The organism is bacterium Scap17 (assembly GCA_013376735.1).
Classification (GTDB): Bacteria; Pseudomonadota; Gammaproteobacteria; order Pseudomonadales; family Halomonadaceae; genus Cobetia.
Genome location: VINJ01000002.1, coordinates 100577 through 119301, shown reverse-complemented (window position 1 = coordinate 119301; position 18725 = coordinate 100577). Strand labels below are relative to the sequence as shown.

Here is an 18725-nt window from a genome sequence, read left to right as displayed (position 1 = left end):
TTCCGGCATGCAGCGCCGGTTCGGAGCGCCCCATGACTGCCATCGTGAAGATGCACAAGCTCAACAAGCATTTCGGCAGCCTGCATGTCCTCAAGGACATCGAGCTCGAGATCGCCCAGGGAGAGGTGGTGGTGATCATCGGGGCCAGTGGCTCCGGCAAGTCGACACTGATTCGCTGCGTGAACGGCCTGGAGGAGTTTCAGGACGGCAACATCGAGGTGGATGGGCACTCGCTGATCGCCCACGGCAAGAGCCACAGGGCGCTCAAGGCGATACGCACCGAAGTCGGCATGGTCTTCCAGCAGTTCAATCTCTTTCCGCACATGAGCGTGCGTGACAACGTCAGCCTGGCCCCCATCAAGGTCCGCGGCACCTCGCGTCCGGCGGCCGAGCAGCAAGCCGATACGCTGCTCGAGCGGGTCAATATCCTCGAGCAGGCCGACAAGTACCCGGGGCAACTCTCCGGTGGCCAGCAGCAACGCGTGGCCATTGCCCGCTCACTGGCGATGGAACCGCGCCTGATGCTGTTCGATGAGCCCACCTCGGCACTGGACCCGGAAATGATTGGCGAGGTGCTCGATGTCATGCGCAAGCTGGCCCGCGAAGGCATGACGATGATGATCGTCACCCATGAAATGAGTTTTGCCCGTGAAGTGGCAGACCGGGTGGTGTTCATCCATCAGGGCAGCATCGTCGAGGAAGGCACGCCAGAGCAGGTCTTCGATACGCCGCAACATCCACGCACCCAGAGCTTCCTGGCCCGCGTACTATCCCACTGAGCGTCTTCCACAAGGCTCGCTGAACCACTGTCCGGACACGCCTTGAGCACGTGATGTCCCACCCGCTGCACGCATGGCAGCGGGCATGCCCCGACCGTCAGGTCGGGGCATTTTTTTGTCCTCAGAGAGGCTTGCGAGCCCTGCGGATCGCCAAACGATGAAAAATCTTCTCCCTCCACGCCTTCTGTCGGCATTTCGAGAAGAAAAAAACGAATTTTTTTGGCCCCGGCCACCCCCTTGCCAGGTCACGCAAACACGCCTCGACGCTCGAAGAAATGACGCTTTCCCCGCCTGGCAGCCCTCACTCAAGCGTCGCTTTAGCGTGTGAAAAGCAGGGATAAATCAGGGGCCTAGCCGGAAAACCACACGAGGATAACGTGCACCGTGAGCCGCCGGGACAGCGTTCAGGCAATCTCAGCGGCCGATACGGGCAAAACAAGCGAAAAAGTATCCACAGGCTGGGACGCATCGCGTCATTGGCACCACTGACGGGGCCTGTAGGCATTCACGCACCACTTATCCCATGACTGTCTACAGCTTTGGCCAGCGCAGGAAATCGACATTTGCCTCTGTGGACATTTTCCGGCATTATCCGCGGCCTTCTTGCCGTCAGGCCATGCAGCACTAGGGTTGTGGGTAACAACGCCACTTGTGCACAGCAGGGCAGAAAAGTCGGGTACCAGTTCGGTATGAATCAGGGGATAATCGGGGATGTGGACAAGGGCGCATTTCATCCACAGGAAGCGACCAGTGACGTCCTCAAGTACTCCGCATTTTCTCCCCAACTATATCAACATCGTAAGCTTTTGATTTGTAACGGATAAAGTCGATTTCCCACTGATTTTGTCCACAACAGTAGTTACAACATCAACAAAACCCCTTTTTCTTTTCTTTATATAATCTTGTTATCCGGAAACCCGAAGGACGGACCGAGACCTCACGATCGACCTGACGTGAACCCACCGAACCCGAAGTGTTCGGGATAACGAACGGCTGTCTGGTCAGGACATCCCTCGCCGGAAAATCAACGTGTCGTATCCGCAAGACTCGTGAATCGTCACGGCGTGGATTGATGCCTGAGTAGAAACAACCCGGGCATTCATTCACGGCCTGCCAGGGCACGGCGCTGTGGAAAACTCCTGACGCTTACCCACAGGCGGTTTATACTGTGCGGCCCGGACGTCATCCTGCTGGCTTGCAAGCTCCCTCACCGGTCGAGCACATGCCTTCGGCGACGGACATCATTCGCCATGCCGTCTGGCAGTCCTTGATTCATCCAGGCATCGATTCATCGCCCTGCCTGGCCGATTTGCCTGCTTCGCCAACCAGCGAACAGCGCTTCATCCAAGTTTCGTGATACCCCGAGGTGCCAACGTGGATTACCCGAACCGCTTTGACGTGATCGTCATCGGCGGCGGTCATGCCGGTACGGAAGCCGCACTGGCTGCTGCCCGCATGGGCCGTCAGACCCTGCTGCTGACCCATAACATCGAGACGCTGGGCCAGATGTCCTGCAATCCCGCCATTGGCGGGATCGGCAAGAGCCATCTGGTCAAGGAAATCGATGCGCTGGGCGGTGCCATGGGCCTGGCCACCGACATGGCGGGTATCCAGTTCCGTACTCTGAATGCCCGCAAGGGGCCGGCAGTGCGTGCCACTCGCGCCCAGGCTGACCGGGCGCTGTACAAGGCCGCGATCCGCAACGTGCTGGAAAACCAGCCGAACCTGACGCTGTTCCAGCAGGGTGCGGAAGACCTGATCGTCGACGGCGAGACCGTGCGGGGCGTCGTCACCCAGACCGGGATCCGCTTCCACGCCACCACGGTGGTGCTGGCGACCGGGACCTTCCTCGGCGGCGTGATTCACATCGGCCTGGACAACCATGCCGGTGGCCGTGCCGGTGATCCGCCCGCCAATGGCCTGGCCTCGCGTCTGCGTGAACTGCCGTTCCGGGTCGATCGCCTCAAGACAGGCACCCCGCCGCGCATCGATGCCAAGAGCGTCGACTTCAGCAAGATGGAAGCCCAGCCGGGTGATACGCCGCGTCCGGTGATGTCTTACATGGGCAGCCGTGAGATGCAGCCGGAGCAGGTCAACTGCTACATCACGCACACCAACGAGCGCACTCACGAGATCATCTTCGCCAATCTCGATCGCTCGCCGATGTACTCCGGCGTCATCGATGGCATCGGGCCGCGTTACTGCCCGTCCATCGAGGACAAGGTGCATCGCTTCGCCGACAAGAACAGCCACCAGGTCTTCATCGAGCCGGAAGGCCTGAATACCCATGAGCTGTATCCCAACGGCATCTCCACCTCGCTGCCCTTCGATACGCAGCTCGAGGTGGTGCGCTCGATCCGTGGCATGGAGAACGCGCATATCACGCGTCCCGGCTACGCCATCGAGTACGATTTCTTCAATCCCCAGGACCTGCATCACTCCCTGGAGACGCGTTTCATCAAGAACCTCTACTTCGCCGGTCAGATCAATGGCACCACCGGCTATGAAGAAGCCGGTGCCCAGGGGCTGCTGGCGGGCGTCAATGCCGCCTTGCGCGCCACTGACGACGAGTCCTGGTATCCGCTGCGTGACGAGGCCTACACCGGTGTGATGGTCGATGACCTGATCACCCTCGGCACGCGCGAGCCGTACCGCATGTTCACCTCGCGTGCCGAATATCGCCTGTTGCTGCGTGAGGACAATGCTGATCTGCGTCTGACCGCCAAGGGGCGCGAGCTGGGCCTGATCGATGACGCCCGCTGGGAAGCCTTCGATCGCAAGCGTGAAGCCATCGCCCGCGAGACCGCGCGTCTCGAGAGCACCTGGCTGACGCCGAAGAGCCCGGAGCTGGCCCCGTTGAGCGACAAGCTCAGCTCGCCGCTCAAGCGCGAAGCCAGCCTGATGGAGCTGCTCAAGCGTCCGGAGCTCGAGTATCCGGATGTGGCAGGCCTGAAAGGGGAAGGGGTCGACGACTGGCGCATCGCCGAACAGGTGCAGATCACTGCCAAGTACGCAGGCTATATCCAGCGTCAGCAGGAGGAGATCGACCGCCTGCGCCGTCACGAGCACACCGAACTGCCGACCAGCCTCGACTATGATTCCGTCGATGGTCTCTCCAACGAGATCAAGCAGAAGCTCAACGAAGCGCGCCCGGCGACGCTGGCCCAGGCCGGTCGCATTTCCGGTGTCACGCCGGCAGCCGTCTCCATCCTGTTGATTCACTTGAAGAAGCGTCAGCTGATCAAGGCGGAGACACCCGCAGATGCCGCAACGACTGACACGGGAGTCGCGCAATGAGCCAGACGCTCAACGAGACACAGCGTGAACGTTGCGCTCAGCTGCTCAGCCGCGGTGCCAGCGCCATGGGAGTAGAGTTGAGCGAGGAACAACATGCTCAGCTGATGACGTTGCTGGTGCTGTTGCACAAGTGGAATCGCGCCTATAACCTCACCGCGATACGTGAGCCGGAGGCGATGGTGACTCGCCATCTGCTCGACAGCCTCAGTGTGCTGCCCTATATCCATGGACCTCGCCTACTGGATGTGGGAGCCGGCCCGGGCCTGCCCAGCATCGTGATCGCGATCATGCGTCCCGACATCGCCGTCGTGCCGCTGGATTCGAATGGCAAGAAGGTGCGCTTCCAGATTCAGGCCGGCCACGAACTGGGCCTCAAGAATCTGAGCCCGACCCAGGTCCGTATCGAAGCTTATGATGGCGCGCCGTTCGAGCAGATCATCTCGCGTGCCTTCGCCGATACCGATGCCTTCGTCAATCTGTCGGCGGCCGTGCTCGCCGAGGGCGGCGAATGGCTGGCCATGAAAGGGCGCATCCCCAGTGATGAGATTGCCCGCCTGCCGATGGGTGTCTCGCTGGTCGAGACATTGGTGCTGGAAGTGCCGGGCGAGGAAGGGGAGCGTCACCTTCTGCGCCTCAAGCGCGACTGATAAAGCGCCTCAAGGTGTGCGCAGGGATTGTGCCGGGCGCAAAAGGCAGGCAGCCTGATGTTTTCACGAGGGCAGATCATTGATCTGTCCTCGTGAGCATGTGGCTGGTGCCAATGGCCCCGCTTCTCAAGGAACCAAGGAAGTCGCTCGTGACCAAGATCATCGCGCTGACCAACCAGAAGGGTGGCGTCGGCAAGACCACCACTGCCGTCAATCTGGCGGCGTCGCTGGCGGCACTCGATCGCCGCGTTCTGCTGATCGATCTCGACCCGCAGGGCCATGCCACCATGGGCAGCGGCATCGACAAGCACGACCTCGAAGGCAGCGTGCTGGATGTGCTGCTGGGCGAGCTGCGTGCCAGTGACGTGATTCTCGATTGTCCCGATGCCGGCTACGCCCTGTTGCCCGGCAATGGCGACCTTACTGCCGCCGAGGTCGATCTTCTCGATGTCGAGGGGCGTGAGCGCCGCCTCACGGAAGCTCTGGCGCCGATCGCCGCGGAATATGACGTGGTACTGATCGACTGCCCGCCCTCGCTCAACATGTTGACCGTCAATGCCCTGACCGCGGCCCATGGCGTGCTGATCCCGCTGCAGTGCGAGTTCTATGCACTGGAAGGTCTGTCAGCACTGCTCGATACCGTCGAGCAGATTCAAGGCAACGTGAATCCGGCCCTCGACGTGTTCGGGATCGTGCGTACCATGTACGACGCTCGCAACAGTCTGACCCGCGATGTCAGCAAGCAACTTTCCGATTACTTTGGCGATACTCTGATCAAGGCGACCATTCCGCGCAACGTGCGGGTGGCGGAAGCGCCGAGCCACGGCCTGCCGGTGACCAAGTATGCGCGTCTGTCGCGTGGCAGCCAGGCCTATCGAGTGCTCGCCAAGGAATTGATTCGTCGTCTCTCGCTGTAACTTCACCGAGGAAGGTCCATGACGCGTAAGCGTGCCCTGGGAAGGGGCCTGGATGCCCTGATTGGCGCCGGAAACCGCCGCCGCCATGTCGAAGCCGATATAGAAGCTGTTGATGGCAACGCCATCGATGCGTCACCGGATGCCGCTCTGGCCGCGAATCCGGCCGCTGCCACGGCGGAATTGCCCAGCGAGCGCCTCGAGCGCCTGCCGCTCGGGCAGCTGCAGCGTGGCAAGTATCAGCCACGGCGTGACATTCAGCCGGAAGCGCTCGAGGAGCTGGCGGATTCCATCCGGGCTCAAGGCGTGATGCAGCCCATCGTGGTGCGACCGGTGGGGGAGGGGCGCTACGAGATCATCGCCGGCGAGCGCCGCTGGCGTGCTTCGCAGCTGGCGGAGCTGGATACCATTCCTGCCGTCGTCCGCGAAGGTATCAGCGATGAAATCGCGCTTGCGCTGGCATTGATCGAGAACATCCAGCGCGAGAACCTCAATCCGGTCGAGGAAGCCCTGGCGCTCAAGCGTCTCCTCGAGGAATTCGAGCTGACCCAGCAGCAGGTGGGCGACGCCGTCGGGCGTTCACGCGCACAGGTCACCAACCTGCTGCGGCTGCTGACGCTGGAACAGGAAGTGCAGACCCTGCTGGAGCGCGGTGAGCTCGACATGGGGCACGCGCGTGCCCTGATCGGCCTGACTCCGGCACGCCAGCGCAAGCTGGCCCATGAAGTGGTAGAACGCGAGCTGACCGTGCGCCAGACCGAAGCGCTGGTGAAAAGCGTGCAGAAGGGTGAACAGCCCAAGCCGGCGCCGGCACGACCGGACGCCGACATCCAGCGTCTGGAAACGCGCCTCTCGGAGCAGCTGGGCGCCGCCGTCAACATCCGTCATGGCAAGAGCGGCAAGGGCAAGGTCACCATCTCCTACACCAGTCTGGATGAGCTGGACGGCATTCTCGGCCATATCCACTAATGGGTGAGCAGGGGAGGGCTGACCGTGCGTCACACCTTCCCTGGCGGCAATTTTCTGCATGACGGATCACGATCTTCTTTCGCGCCCCTGTGACTCATTGTCGCAGGGGCGCGAAATGCATCTGACGTTCAAGATATTGAAGGATGTTGCTGACGTCAGGTTGTGATTCATGCAACCCTGTGTCGCTCGCACCGCAAGCGACTGTCAACGTAAGCAAACTGTCATCGCTTTCCCGCAAGATAGTGAGGCTTTGGTCGTAAGCTTGCGAAAGATCAAGGAATTTAGCTTGTCGTTTGGTTGATGGCGGTGAAGCGCTCCCCTATAATCCGGCGAGTTTGCTCCCGGGCTGTGTCCAGCGCAGCGCCAGAAATGGCGAAGGCCATCATTGCGAGACACAGGTCCAAGATGCACAAGACGACACCCGCTGCTCTACAACGCCCTCAGGTGGCTCGATTGCTCTGGGGCCAGGCGCTGGTCATCGTGATTGCCGTCTTGCTGGCGGGAGTGATGAAAGGCAGTGGTGCGGCGCTTTCCGCGCTGTGTGGTGGGCTGGTCTGCCTGCTGCCCAATCTGTTTTTCGCCTGGCGTTCACTGCGTGTGACCGGTGCACGCTACGCCCAGGCAATGGTCAAGGCCTTCTATCAGGCCGAGGCCGGTAAGTTCGGTTTGACGGCCGTATTGTTTGCATTCTTCTTCATTGCAGTGCCGCCCTCAAACCCCGCTTTATTTTTTTGCGCTTACGTGGCGGCAATGGCGGTTCACTGGCTGGGCCCCTGGCTGGTGAAGCGAACACCGTACACACGAACCTGAGGCAGAGTCATGGCAGGCACCAACCCGAGTCCCTCCGAATATATTCAGCACCACCTGCAGAATCTGACGTACGGCAACCACCCGGAACACGGATGGTCACTGGCGCACAGCGCTCAGGAAGCGGCCGACATGGGATTCTGGGCCATCCACCTGGACACCATGGGCTGGTCCATCGGTCTGGGCCTGATCTTCCTGTGCCTGTTCCGCAAGGTCGCCAAGTCCGCCACCACTGGCGTTCCCGGCGGTCTGCAGAACTTCGTCGAATTGATGGTCGAGTTCGTCGATCAGTCCGTGCGTGAGACCTTCCACGGCCGTTCACGCCTGATCGCACCGCTGTCACTGACGATCTTCTGCTGGATCTTCCTGATGAACCTGATGGACTTGATCCCCGTCGACTGGCTGCCTGGCGTTGCTGCCAAGGTCGGTGAGATGTTCGGCGCCGATCCGGCTCACGTGTTCTTCAAGGTGGTGCCGTCCACTGATATCAATGCCACGCTGGGCATGTCACTGTCCGTGTTCGCGCTGATCATCTTCTATTCCATTCGCGTCAAGGGCCTCAAGGGCTTCCTGGCCGAACTGACGCTGCACCCGTTCAACACCCCGAACAAGCTGGCACAGATCGCGCTGATTCCGGTCAACTTCCTGCTTGAGTTCGTGACGCTGGTCGCCAAGCCGATCTCTCTGGCGCTGCGTCTGTTCGGTAACATGTATGCAGGCGAGCTGATCTTCATCCTGATCTCGCTGGTCGGTATCTGGCAGCTGCCCCTGCACTTCCCGTGGGCGGTCTTCCATATCCTGGTCATCACCCTGCAGGCATTCATCTTCATGATGCTGACCATCGTCTACCTGAGCATGGCCAGCGAAGACCACTGATGCAATTCGCCCCACGCCATCCGTGGTGTGGGGCAAGATTTCCGAGCTCTGCTCACACCCTCAACCCTTGACGTAAACTTGACTAAAACTGGAGTTCCACAATGGAAGCACAAGTTCTTGGCATGACCGCTATCGCCGTCTCCCTGCTGATCGGCCTGGGCGCCCTGGGCACCGCCATCGGTTTCGGTATCCTGGGTGGTAAGTTCCTGGAAGGCGCAGCGCGTCAGCCGGAAATGATCCCGCAGCTGCAGGTCAAGATGTTCATCGTCGCTGGTCTGCTGGATGCCGTGACCATGATCGGTGTTGGTATCGCGCTGTTCTTCACCTTCGCCAACCCGTTTGTCGGTTAAACATCGGCTGGCCTCCGGCCTACCGTGTTTTTGACCCAACAATCGTGAAGCGAGAGGTGCTGGCGTGAATCTGAACTTAACCCTGATTGGTCAGGCCATCGCCTTTGCGGTCTTCGTTTATTTCTGCATGAAGTATGTCTGGCCGCCGGTCACACAGGCTCTGGCAGAACGTCAGAAGAAGATTGCAGATGGTCTGGATGCTGCCAGCCGTGCTACCCGTGACCTCGAACTGGCGCAGGAAAAAGCCACCGAGACTCTGCGGGAAAGCAAGGATGAAGCAGCACGCATCATTGAGCAGACCCATAAGCGCTCCAACCAGATGATCGAGGAAGCACGTGAAACTGCACGTGCGGAAGGCGAGCGTCTCGTTGCGCAGGCCCGTGCCGAAATCTCCCAGGAGATCAACCAGGCCAAGGACGAGCTCCGTGGTCAGGTCGCTGCTCTTGCAGTGGTCGGCGCCGAGCGCATCCTGGAATCCTCCATCGACGAAGCCAAGCACCGCGAGCTGATTGACAAGCTCGCTGCCGAGCTCTGAGGAGACTGATTCCATGGCTGAAACGTCTACCTCCACCGCGGCTCGCCCGTACGCCAAGGCGGCGTTCGAGTTTGCACGCGGCCAGCAGGCGCTAGAGGCCTGGTCCGGCATGTTGTCGACAGCGGCGCTCGTCGCTGTCGACGCAAACGTCAAGGCGGTGCTCGACAACCCCAAGCTCTCCACCGAGCACAAGGTCGGCACCTTCCTGGACGTGTGCGGTGAGGCGCTGGATGACAGCGCCCGCAACTTCATCCGGACTCTTGGTGAGCAGGACCGCCTTGCGGCCCTGCCCTCCGTGGCCGAATTGTTCGAGGCCCAGAAGGCCGAGCAGGAACAGCGTGTCGAGGTGACCCTGGTGTCTGCCTTTGCACTGGAGAGTGAGCAGGAAGAAAAGCTCGCCACTGCCCTGCGCAAGCGTCTGAACCGCGACATCTCCATTACCACTCAGGTGGATAGTACGCTGCTCGGCGGCGTCATCATCCGTGCCGGAGATACCGTCATTGACGGCTCCGTGCGCGGCAAGCTGGCCCGGCTTTCCGAAGCACTGAACTCCTGAGTCCGAGGGACATGGCATGCAGCAACTGAATCCTTCCGAGATCAGCGACATCATCAAGCAGCGTATCGAAAAGCTTGACGTCGCATCCGAAGCCCGTAATCAGGGCACCATCGTCAGCGTCTCCGACGGCATCGTGCAGATCCACGGCCTCGCAGACGTCATGTTCGGTGAGATGATTGAATTCCCGGGTGGCGTCTTTGGTATGGCGCTCAACCTTGAGCGCGACAGCGTCGGTGCTGTCGTTCTGGGTGACTACCTCCAGCTCGAAGAGGGCATGACCGCGCAGTGCACCGGTCGTATCCTCGAAGTGCCGGTAGGCCCGGAAATGGTCGGCCGTGTGGTCGACGCGCTGGGTAACCCGATTGACGGCAAAGGCCCGATCGACGCCAAGCTGACTGACGCGGTTGAGAAGGTCGCTCCGGGCGTCATCGCCCGTGAGCCGGTCGACCAGCCGGTGCAGACAGGTCTGAAGTCCATCGATGCCATGGTGCCGATCGGCCGTGGTCAGCGCGAGCTGATCATCGGTGACCGTCAGATTGGTAAGTCCGCCATCGCGATTGATGCCATCATCAATCAGAAGGGCAAGGGCATTACCTGCGTCTACGTCGCCGTCGGCCAGAAGCAGTCCACCATTGCCAACGTCGTGCGCAAGCTCGAAGAGCACGGCGCGATGGAACACACCATCATCGTCGCGGCTGGCGCTTCCGACCCGGCTGCCATGCTGTTCCTGGCACCGTACGCCGGTTGCACCATGGGTGAATACTTCCGTGACCGCGGTGAAGACGCGATGATCGTCTATGACGATCTGACCAAGCAGGCATGGGCGTATCGTCAGATCTCCCTGCTGCTCAAGCGTCCGCCGGGCCGTGAAGCCTACCCGGGTGACGTCTTCTATCTCCACTCCCGTCTGCTTGAGCGTTCCGCACGCGTCAACGCCGAATATGTCGAGCAGTTCACCAACGGTGAAGTGAAAGGCAAGACCGGCTCCCTGACTGCGCTGCCGATCATCGAGACCCAGGGTGGCGACGTGTCTGCGTTCGTCCCGACCAACGTGATCTCCATCACCGACGGTCAGATCTTCCTCGAGACCAGCCTGTTCAACTCCGGCATCCGTCCGTCCATCAACGCGGGTCTGTCTGTTTCCCGTGTCGGTGGTGCTGCTCAGACCAAGATCATCAAGAAGTTGGGTGGTGGTGTGCGTCTGGCACTGGCTCAGTACCGTGAGCTGGCAGCTTTCTCCCAGTTTGCCTCTGATCTGGACGAAGCGACCCGCAAGCAGCTCGAGCATGGTCAGCGTGTCACCGAGCTGATGAAGCAGAAGCAGTACTCTCCGATGTCCGTGGCCGACATGGCGATCTCGCTGTTCGCGGCCAACGAAGGCTACCTGGATGACGTCGACGTCGCCAAGGTGCTGGGCTTCGAGAAGGCGCTGCTGGACTTCATGCGCTCCGAGCACGCGGATCTTCTGGACAAGATCAATCAGTCCGGCGGCTACGATGACGAGATCAAGAATGGTCTCAAGGCTGGCGTCGAGAAGTTCAAGGCGACTCAAAGCTGGTAAGTGGCATGGCCCGGCCAGGCCGGGCCCTGTCGTTTCCCTTCGGGTGGCATGAATAAGGCAGATCGCTATGGCAGCTGCAAAAGAGATTCGCTCCCAGATCGGGAGCATCAAAAATACGCAAAAGATCACCAGCGCCATGGAAATGGTGGCTGCGTCCAAGATGCGTAAAGCGCAGGATCGCATGGCGGCCAGCCAGCCTTATGCTCATCAGATCCGCAAGGTTGTAGGACACATCGCCCGGGCCAACCCGGAATATCGCCATCCCTATCTGATGGAACGCGATGTGAAGCGTGTCGGTTATATCGTGGTCTCCAGTGATCGCGGCCTGTGTGGTGGCCTGAACGCCAATCTGTTCAAGGCTGTCACCAAGCATGCGAAGAGCTGGCGAGACCAGGGTGTCGAGGTGGACTTCTGTGCCCTCGGCTCCAAGGCCGGTACCTTCTTCCGCAACTACGGTGGCAACCTGCTTGCCGCCAAGTCCGGTCTCGGGGATTCCCCGGGTACCCAGGATCTGATCGGTAGCGTCAAGGCCATGCTGGACGCATTCGACGAGGGCAGCCTCGACCGTCTGTACGTGGTGTTCAACGAGTTCGTCAACACCATGACGCAGAAGCCGGTCGTGCGTCAGCTGCTTCCTCTCGAAGCTGATCTGAATGACGAAGAAACCGGTCCCACTACATGGGACTACCTGTATGAGCCGGATGCCGTCTCGTTGCTCGACAAGCTGCTCAAGCGCTATGTCGAGGCCCAGGTCTACCAGGCCGTGGTCGAGAACATCGCCTGCGAACAGGCAGCGCGAATGATCGCAATGAAGAGTGCGACCGATAACGCCGGCGACCTGATCGACGACCTTCAGCTGGTCTACAACAAGGCCCGCCAGGCAGCGATCACTCAGGAAATCTCCGAGATCGTATCCGGTGCCGCCGCCGTCTGATGACAGCGTGGCAACAGGCAAGCAGGTTTCAATCGCAGGTTTAAGAGGAACCAGGAATGAGCGGACGTATCGTACAAATCATCGGCGCGGTGATTGACGTCGAGTTTCCGCGGGACGCAGTGCCCAAGGTCTACGACGCCCTGAACGTCGCCGATAGCGAGACCGTACTCGAAGTCCAGCAGCAGCTGGGCGACGGCGTGGTCCGTACTATCGCAATGGGTTCGACCGAAGGCCTCAAGCGCAGTCTCGCAGTTGAGAGCACCGGTGCTCCGATCTCCGTGCCGGTCGGCACGGCGACGCTGGGTCGCATCATGAACGTGCTGGGTCAGCCGATCGACGAAGCTGGCGACGTGGGTGCTGAAGAGCACATGCCGATTCACCGTGCAGCCCCGAGCTTCGCGGAACAGGCAGCGTCCAGCGAGCTTCTGGAAACCGGCATCAAGGTCATCGACCTGGTCTGCCCGTTCGCCAAGGGCGGCAAGGTCGGTCTGTTCGGCGGCGCCGGTGTCGGCAAGACCGTCAACATGATGGAGCTGATCCGCAACATCGCCACAGAGCACAGCGGTTATTCCGTGTTCGCGGGCGTGGGTGAGCGTACTCGTGAAGGTAACGATTTCTTCCATGAAATGAAGGAATCCAACGTTCTCGACAAGGTTGCCCTGGTCTATGGCCAGATGAACGAGCCGCCGGGTAACCGTCTGCGTGTGGCACTGACCGGCCTGACCATCGCCGAGAAGTTCCGTGACGAAGGTCGTGACGTTCTGCTGTTCGTCGACAACATCTATCGTTACACCCTGGCGGGGACCGAAGTGTCCGCACTGCTGGGTCGTATGCCGTCCGCGGTGGGTTATCAGCCGACTCTGGCGGAAGAGATGGGCGTCCTGCAGGAGCGCATCACTTCTACCAAGACTGGCTCGATCACTTCCGTGCAGGCCGTCTACGTCCCCGCGGATGACTTGACCGATCCGTCGCCGGCGACCACCTTCTCGCACCTTGACGCGACTGTCGTACTGTCCCGTCAGATTGCCGAGCTGGGTATCTATCCGGCTGTCGACCCGCTCGACTCCACCTCTCGTCAGCTCGACCCGCTGGTCGTTGGCGAAGAGCACTACAACACTGCCCGTAACGTTCAGGGTGTGTTGCAGCGCTACAAGGAGCTGAAAGACATCATCGCCATCCTCGGGATGGACGAGCTGTCCGACGAAGACAAGCAGACCGTGGCACGTGCGCGCAAGATCCAGCGCTTCCTGTCACAGCCGTTCTTCGTTGCGGAAATCTTCACCGGCGCGCCGGGCAAGTACGTGTCCCTCAAGGACACCATCCGCGGCTTCCAGGGTATCCTGGACGGCGAATATGACGCACTGCCGGAGCAGGCGTTCTACATGGTCGGCACCATCGACGAAGCTGTCGAGAAAGCCAAGGGCATGTAATTTCCCTGTTCAGGCATGAGGAAACAGGTATGGCTATGAGCGTCCACTGCGACATCGTCAGCGCTGAGAAAGGCATCTTTTCCGGCCTGGTCGAGCGTCTCGTGGCTGCCGGCAGCGAAGGTGACCTCGGCATCATGCCGGGTCACGCTCCGCTGCTGACCGAGCTGCAACCCGGCCCGATTCGCGTTCAGCGTCAGGGTGGGGCCGAGGAAATCTACTACGTCAGTGGCGGATTCCTCGAAGTGCAGCCGAACCTCGTTTCAGTCCTCGCCGACACCGCAGTACGTGCCGACGATCTGGATGAGGCGGCAGCCCAGGAAGCCAAGGAAGTGGCCTTGAAGGCCATGAACGACCAGGCTTCCGAACTGGAATACTCACGCGCCACGGCCGAACTGGCCGAGGCGATGGCCAAGCTGCGCACCGTGCAGCAGATGCGTCGTCACACGCGCTGAGATGCACTGGGCCATGACGGCCAGTGACAGGAAAGAGGCGACCTTCGGGTCGCCTTTTTTTGTGCTCATCACCCGGGAATGGACAGTCTTGCCGCTGGGGTAGCCTGGCGCGATTCAAGGTTGAGCGTGCTCATTCGCCAGTACCTTGAGCGCTGAGCCGGTTGGCTGAGAGCTCTTGCGTGAGCACTGCTACTTTCTCGGGTCTGTTCTCGGCGACAGTCCCGTGGGTAAACCTCGTCACTGGCAGGTCACGGATCAGCTGCTATCATGGCGCCACTATTTTCAGGGCTTCAGGTATGAAGGCCCGCTTTCTACAGGAGTTCACCGATGAGCAGCGCAGAGCGTACCGACGTCGTCATTCTTGCCGCAGGTCAGGGCACCCGCATGCGTTCCAAATTGCCGAAGGTGCTGCACCCGTTGGCAGGCAGGGCGATGGTGCGTCATGTGGCTGACACCGCGGCAGTTCTGGACGGTGCGCATCTGAATGTCGTCATCGGTCATGGTGGTGAGCGCGTCCAGCAGCAGCTGGCCGATACCGGCGCCAGCTTCGCGGTGCAGGCAGAGCAGAAGGGCACTGGCCACGCCGTGGCCCAGTCACTGGACGCCATCGGTGATGGCAAGGTGCTGATCCTGTATGGGGATGTGCCGCTGATCCGCCGTGAAACCCTCGAGGCGCTGCTGGCCGAAGTCAGTGAGCAGACCCTGGGCCTGCTGACGGTGATTCTGGAAGACCCGACAGGCTATGGCCGTATCGTGCGTGACGCCGAAGGCCGCGTCAGCGCCATCGTCGAGCACAAGGATGCCACGCCGGAGCAGCTGGCCATCCAGGAAGGCAACACCGGTATCCTCGCCACTACCGGTGCCCAGCTCAAGCGCTGGCTGCCGGCGCTGTCCGCCGACAATGCCCAGGGTGAGTACTACCTGACCGACATCATCGCCATGGCAGCCAGCGAAGGCATCAACATCGCCACCGCCCAGCCGGCGGCGGTCGAGGAAGTGCAGGGCGTCAACAACCGCCTGCAGCTGGCCGATCTCGAGCGTGCCTTCCAGCGTCGTGAGGCCAACCGCCTGATGACCGAAGGCGCCAGCCTGGCCGATCCGTCACGCATCGACGTGCGCGGCAAGCTGACCATCGGCACTGACATCAGCATCGATGTCGGCTGTATCTTCGAAGGCGACGTCACCCTGGCGGATGATGTGGTCATCGGTGCCCACTGCGTGATCCGCAACGCCATCATCGGTGCCGGCGCCCATATCGCGTCGCACAGCGTCATCGATGGTGCCGTGCTGGAAGGCGACAACAATGTCGGCCCGTTTGCGCGTCTGCGTCCGGGCACTGAGCTTGCGCGTGGCGCACGCATCGGCAACTTCGTCGAGACCAAGAATGCCCAGGTCGGTGTCGATGCCAAGATCAATCACCTGAGCTATGTCGGCGATGCGACCCTCGGTGAGGCCGTCAATGTCGGCGCCGGCACCATCACCTGCAATTACGATGGTGCCAACAAGTTCCGCACCGAAATCGGCGCCAATGCGTTCATCGGCTCCAACTCGGCGCTGGTGGCACCGCTCAAGATCGGTGCCGGTGCCACCGTGGGTGCCGGTTCTACCTTGAGCCGCGATGTCGCCGAGGGTGCGCTGAGCGTGGCGCGTGGCAAGCGTATCGACAAGCCGGAATGGCCGCGTCCGACCAAGAAGTGATCGGCTGCAGTGATCGGCAGTAGTGGTAGCGATGCTTGCCCCTGAGGGGAGATGAGCATCACTGGCGGGGAGGCACCGACAGGTGCCTCCCCGTTTTTCGTTTCGGCCGGTTGCGCTGGACGACCTGCCAGGAGTGAATCGTCTCATCCTCTATCGTCTTTCACTTGATGTTTCGATTCATCTCTCTTATCTTTCGATTCGAAACTTTATAGGGGGCCCCGATGTCAAAGCGACTGACACCACAACGGCGTCACCAGATCCTTGATCAGCTGGCGCGTGACGGTGAGGTCAGTGTCGAGGCACTGGCGCGGGAGCTTGCCACCTCGGAGGTCACCATCCGCAAGGACCTGGCCTTCCTCGAGAAGAGTGGCCTGCTGCTCAGACGCTATGGCGGTGCCGTGGCCATGCCGCGTGAGCTGCTGGTGCATGACGAGCCGGTCAGCGCCGCCAAGCAGGCCATCGCCCGTCTCGCCGCGAGCCGTATCCGCGCGCACCAGCGCATCATCATCGACAGCGGCACCACCACGGTGGTGTTGATTCCCGAGCTCAAGGGCCGGGATGACCTGATCGTGATGACCAACTCGCTGAGCGTGGCCAATGCCATCCGCGAGCTGGAAAACGAGCCAGTGCTGCTGATGACCGGCGGCACCTGGGACCCGCACTCCGATTCCTTCCAGGGGCAGGTGGCGGAGCAGGTGCTGCGCAGCTATGACTTTGATCAGGTGTTTCTCGGCGCGGATGGTCTCGATCTCGAGCGTGGCACCACCACCTTCAACGAGCTGATCGGCCTGTCGCGCGTGATGGCCGAGGTGTCGCGTGAAGTGGTGGTGATGGCGGAATCCCACAAGCTGGGCCGCCGCATTCCCAACCTGGAGCTGGCCTGGTCCAGCGTCAGTACCCTGATAACCGATGACGCGTTGCCTGATGCCGCGCGTGACCAGATTCGTGCTCATGGCGTCGAGGTGTTGATCGCCCCGCTCATCGAGCCAGCAACTGCATAAGGAGATCGCTCATGTGTGGCATCGTCGGCGCCGTCGCCAGTCGTAACGTCCAGAATATCCTGCTCGAGGGCCTGCACCGCCTCGAATACCGTGGCTACGACAGCGCGGGCATGGCCGTCCTCTCCGAAGAGGGTCGCCTGAACCGCGTGCGTGCACTGGGCAAGGTCGCAGCGCTGCAGGAGCGTCTCGAGGAAGCGCCGCTCAAGGGGCGTGTCGGCATCGCACACACCCGCTGGGCCACCCATGGCGCGCCGAGTGAGGCCAATGCCCACCCGCACCAGTCCGGCGATAGCCTGGCCGTGGTCCACAACGGCATCATCGAGAACTACGAGACCCTCAAGCGCGAGCTGGAAGGGCAGGGCTATGTCTTCACCTCCGAGACGGACACCGAGGTCGTCGCGCACCTGCTGGCGCGTGAATACACCCTGAGTCAGGACCTTCTGACCGCGGTGCAGAAGGCGGTGGCGCTGCTCGATGGCGCCTTCGCGCTGGGCGTGGTGCATCGCGCCCAGCCGGACGTGCTGATCGGCGCGCGTCAGGGCAGCCCGCTGGTGATCGGTGTCGGGATCGACGAGCACTTCCTGGCCTCTGATCAGCTGGCGCTGCTGCAGGTCACCGATCGCTTTATCTACCTGAAGGAAGGCGATCTGGTGCGCATGACCGCCGAGCAGATCGAGATCTTCGAGCAGGGCGAGCGCCTGGTCACCGAGGCCAACGAGCGTCCGGTGCAGACCTTCGAGCACGCGCAGGATGCCGCTTCCAAGGGCGATTACCGTCACTTCATGCTCAAGGAAATCCACGAGCAGTCGCGCGTGCTGGCCGCCACGCTGGAAGGTCGCCTGAACGGTGATCATGTACTGGTGCGCAGCTTCGGCAGCGAGGCCGAGAACCTCTTCCGCCAGGTCAAGCAGGTGCAGATCGTCGCCTGTGGGACCAGCTACCACGCCGGCATGGTCGCGCGTTACTGGATCGAGCGTCTGGCCGGCATTCCGGCGGCGGTCGAGGTCGCCTCCGAGTTCCGCTACCGTCCGGTGGTGGTCGCCGATGGCACCCTGTTCGTCACACTGTCCCAGTCCGGCGAGACCGCCGATACGCTGTCCGCGCTGCGCTATGCCCAGTCGCTGGGTGGCTTCCTCGGTAGCCTGGCGATCTGCAACGTCCCGGGCAGCTCGCTGGTGCGGGAATCAGACCTCAGCCTGATGACCATGGCCGGCCCGGAAATCGGAGTCGCCTCCACCAAGGCCTTTACCACCCAGCTGATCGGTCTGATGCTGCTGACACTGTCGCTGCGTCGTGTGGGTGGCGGTGACGAGGCGGGTGAAGCCGAGGTGGTACGTGAGCTGCGTCAGCTGCCGTCGCTGGTCACCAAGGCACTGGCCATGGACAGTGAGATCGAACGTCTCTCCGAGGCCTTCGCCGACAAGCACAATGCGCTGTTCCTCGGGCGTGGCACCCAGTTCCCCATCGCACTGGAAGGCGCGCTCAAGCTCAAGGAAATCTCCTACATCCACGCCGAGGCGTATCCGGCGGGTGAGCTGAAACACGGCCCGCTGGCACTGGTCGATGCCGACATGCCGGTAGTGGCGGTGGCGCCGAACGACGAGCTGCTCGAGAAGCTCAAGTCGAATCTGCAGGAAGTGCGTGCGCGTGGCGGCGAGCTTTACGTGTTCGCTGACGAGAACATCAGCCTTGAAGAGAGCGAAGGCGTGCGTGTGCTGCGCATGCCGCATGTCAGCGAAGTGCTGGCGCCGATTCTCTACACCCTGCCGCTGCAGCTGCTGTCCTATCACGTCGCCGTGCTCAAGGGCACCGATGTCGATCAGCCGCGCAACCTGGCCAAGAGTGTTACGGTCGAGTGATCTGCGATGCAGGACGGCTGCGCCCTATCTGGCGCAGCAGCAGATGAGCCCAGCCTCATT

The 18725-nt window shown here is 61.3% G+C and carries 17 protein-coding genes; all 17 read left to right on the top strand.

What is annotated here, in order from left to right:
* Window positions 1-32 precede the first annotated feature (32 nt).
* The 17 genes from FLM52_17540 (at window position 33) to glmS (ending at window position 18665) form a co-directional block, all read left to right on the top strand.
* The gene (locus FLM52_17540; GenBank protein ID NVN57528.1) at window positions 33-779 is read left to right on the top strand and encodes an amino acid ABC transporter ATP-binding protein; all 747 of its coding nucleotides are present in this window, start codon (window positions 33-35) and stop codon (window positions 777-779) included.
* A 1374-nt stretch (window positions 780-2153) separates the two neighbouring features.
* On the top strand, window positions 2154-4076 hold the full coding sequence (mnmG, locus tag FLM52_17535; GenBank protein ID NVN57527.1) for a tRNA uridine-5-carboxymethylaminomethyl(34) synthesis enzyme MnmG: 1923 nt from the start codon (window positions 2154-2156) through the stop codon (window positions 4074-4076).
* On the top strand, window positions 4073-4723 hold the full coding sequence (gene rsmG, locus FLM52_17530; protein NVN57526.1) for a 16S rRNA (guanine(527)-N(7))-methyltransferase RsmG: 651 nt from the start codon (window positions 4073-4075) through the stop codon (window positions 4721-4723). Before mnmG ends, rsmG begins: the two co-directional genes overlap by 4 nt.
* Window positions 4724-4872: 149 nt before the next feature.
* Window positions 4873-5640 (top strand): ParA family protein, encoded by a 768-nt coding sequence (locus tag FLM52_17525; protein NVN57525.1) that lies wholly within the window; start codon window positions 4873-4875, stop codon window positions 5638-5640.
* Window positions 5641-5658: 18 nt separating this feature from the next.
* Entirely contained in the window at window positions 5659-6606 is a 948-nt protein-coding gene (locus FLM52_17520) for a ParB/RepB/Spo0J family partition protein (GenBank protein NVN57524.1), read from the top strand.
* A gap of 405 nt (window positions 6607-7011) precedes the next feature.
* Window positions 7012-7416: a F0F1 ATP synthase assembly protein I gene (locus FLM52_17515; protein NVN57523.1), complete on the top strand. Its 405-nt coding sequence runs from the start codon at window positions 7012-7014 to the stop codon at window positions 7414-7416.
* Between the two features lie 9 nt (window positions 7417-7425).
* Entirely contained in the window at window positions 7426-8289 is an 864-nt protein-coding gene (atpB, locus tag FLM52_17510; protein NVN57522.1) for a F0F1 ATP synthase subunit A, read from the top strand.
* A gap of 101 nt (window positions 8290-8390) precedes the next feature.
* Window positions 8391-8639: a F0F1 ATP synthase subunit C gene (atpE, locus tag FLM52_17505; protein NVN57521.1), complete on the top strand. Its 249-nt coding sequence runs from the start codon at window positions 8391-8393 to the stop codon at window positions 8637-8639.
* 64 nt (window positions 8640-8703) lie between these two features.
* Window positions 8704-9174: a F0F1 ATP synthase subunit B gene (locus FLM52_17500; protein ID NVN57520.1), complete on the top strand. Its 471-nt coding sequence runs from the start codon at window positions 8704-8706 to the stop codon at window positions 9172-9174.
* A gap of 13 nt (window positions 9175-9187) precedes the next feature.
* Window positions 9188-9730 (top strand): F0F1 ATP synthase subunit delta, encoded by a 543-nt coding sequence (locus tag FLM52_17495; protein NVN57519.1) that lies wholly within the window; start codon window positions 9188-9190, stop codon window positions 9728-9730.
* 16 nt (window positions 9731-9746) lie between these two features.
* Complete coding sequence (locus tag FLM52_17490) at window positions 9747-11291, top strand: F0F1 ATP synthase subunit alpha (protein NVN57518.1); 1545 nt, start codon at window positions 9747-9749, stop codon at window positions 11289-11291.
* 67 nt (window positions 11292-11358) lie between these two features.
* Window positions 11359-12225 (top strand): F0F1 ATP synthase subunit gamma, encoded by an 867-nt coding sequence (gene atpG, locus FLM52_17485; GenBank protein NVN57517.1) that lies wholly within the window; start codon window positions 11359-11361, stop codon window positions 12223-12225.
* Window positions 12226-12281: 56 nt separating this feature from the next.
* On the top strand, window positions 12282-13655 hold the full coding sequence (gene atpD, locus FLM52_17480; GenBank protein ID NVN57516.1) for a F0F1 ATP synthase subunit beta: 1374 nt from the start codon (window positions 12282-12284) through the stop codon (window positions 13653-13655).
* 29 nt (window positions 13656-13684) lie between these two features.
* Window positions 13685-14107, top strand: a complete 423-nt coding sequence (locus FLM52_17475) for a F0F1 ATP synthase subunit epsilon (protein ID NVN57515.1) — start codon at window positions 13685-13687, stop codon at window positions 14105-14107.
* 327 nt (window positions 14108-14434) lie between these two features.
* The gene (glmU, locus tag FLM52_17470; protein NVN57514.1) at window positions 14435-15805 is read left to right on the top strand and encodes a UDP-N-acetylglucosamine diphosphorylase/glucosamine-1-phosphate N-acetyltransferase; all 1371 of its coding nucleotides are present in this window, start codon (window positions 14435-14437) and stop codon (window positions 15803-15805) included.
* Window positions 15806-16026: 221 nt separating this feature from the next.
* Window positions 16027-16806: a DeoR family transcriptional regulator gene (locus FLM52_17465; GenBank protein NVN57513.1), complete on the top strand. Its 780-nt coding sequence runs from the start codon at window positions 16027-16029 to the stop codon at window positions 16804-16806.
* 11 nt (window positions 16807-16817) lie between these two features.
* A complete protein-coding gene (gene glmS / locus FLM52_17460) occupies window positions 16818-18665 on the top strand; it encodes a glutamine--fructose-6-phosphate transaminase (isomerizing) (protein ID NVN57512.1) in 1848 nt (615 codons plus the stop codon).
* Window positions 18666-18725: the final 60 nt, after the last annotated feature.

What these genes read in the sequence shown, in the direction of transcription:
- atpB (NVN57522.1), top strand. Translation starts at nt 7,426, where the DNA reads ATGGCAGGCACCAACCCGAGTCCCTCCGAATATATTCAGCACCACCTG.
- glmS (NVN57512.1), top strand. Translation starts at nt 16,818, where the DNA reads ATGTGTGGCATCGTCGGCGCCGTCGCCAGTCGTAACGTCCAGAATATC.
- FLM52_17465 (NVN57513.1), top strand. Translation starts at nt 16,027, where the DNA reads ATGTCAAAGCGACTGACACCACAACGGCGTCACCAGATCCTTGATCAG.
- atpD (NVN57516.1), top strand. Translation starts at nt 12,282, where the DNA reads ATGAGCGGACGTATCGTACAAATCATCGGCGCGGTGATTGACGTCGAG.
- FLM52_17515 (NVN57523.1), top strand. Translation starts at nt 7,012, where the DNA reads ATGCACAAGACGACACCCGCTGCTCTACAACGCCCTCAGGTGGCTCGA.
- atpG (NVN57517.1), top strand. Translation starts at nt 11,359, where the DNA reads ATGGCAGCTGCAAAAGAGATTCGCTCCCAGATCGGGAGCATCAAAAAT.
- glmU (NVN57514.1), top strand. Translation starts at nt 14,435, where the DNA reads ATGAGCAGCGCAGAGCGTACCGACGTCGTCATTCTTGCCGCAGGTCAG.
- rsmG (NVN57526.1), top strand. Translation starts at nt 4,073, where the DNA reads ATGAGCCAGACGCTCAACGAGACACAGCGTGAACGTTGCGCTCAGCTG.
- FLM52_17520 (NVN57524.1), top strand. Translation starts at nt 5,659, where the DNA reads ATGACGCGTAAGCGTGCCCTGGGAAGGGGCCTGGATGCCCTGATTGGC.
- FLM52_17540 (NVN57528.1), top strand. Translation starts at nt 33, where the DNA reads ATGACTGCCATCGTGAAGATGCACAAGCTCAACAAGCATTTCGGCAGC.
- FLM52_17490 (NVN57518.1), top strand. Translation starts at nt 9,747, where the DNA reads ATGCAGCAACTGAATCCTTCCGAGATCAGCGACATCATCAAGCAGCGT.
- atpE (NVN57521.1), top strand. Translation starts at nt 8,391, where the DNA reads ATGGAAGCACAAGTTCTTGGCATGACCGCTATCGCCGTCTCCCTGCTG.
- FLM52_17495 (NVN57519.1), top strand. Translation starts at nt 9,188, where the DNA reads ATGGCTGAAACGTCTACCTCCACCGCGGCTCGCCCGTACGCCAAGGCG.
- FLM52_17475 (NVN57515.1), top strand. Translation starts at nt 13,685, where the DNA reads ATGGCTATGAGCGTCCACTGCGACATCGTCAGCGCTGAGAAAGGCATC.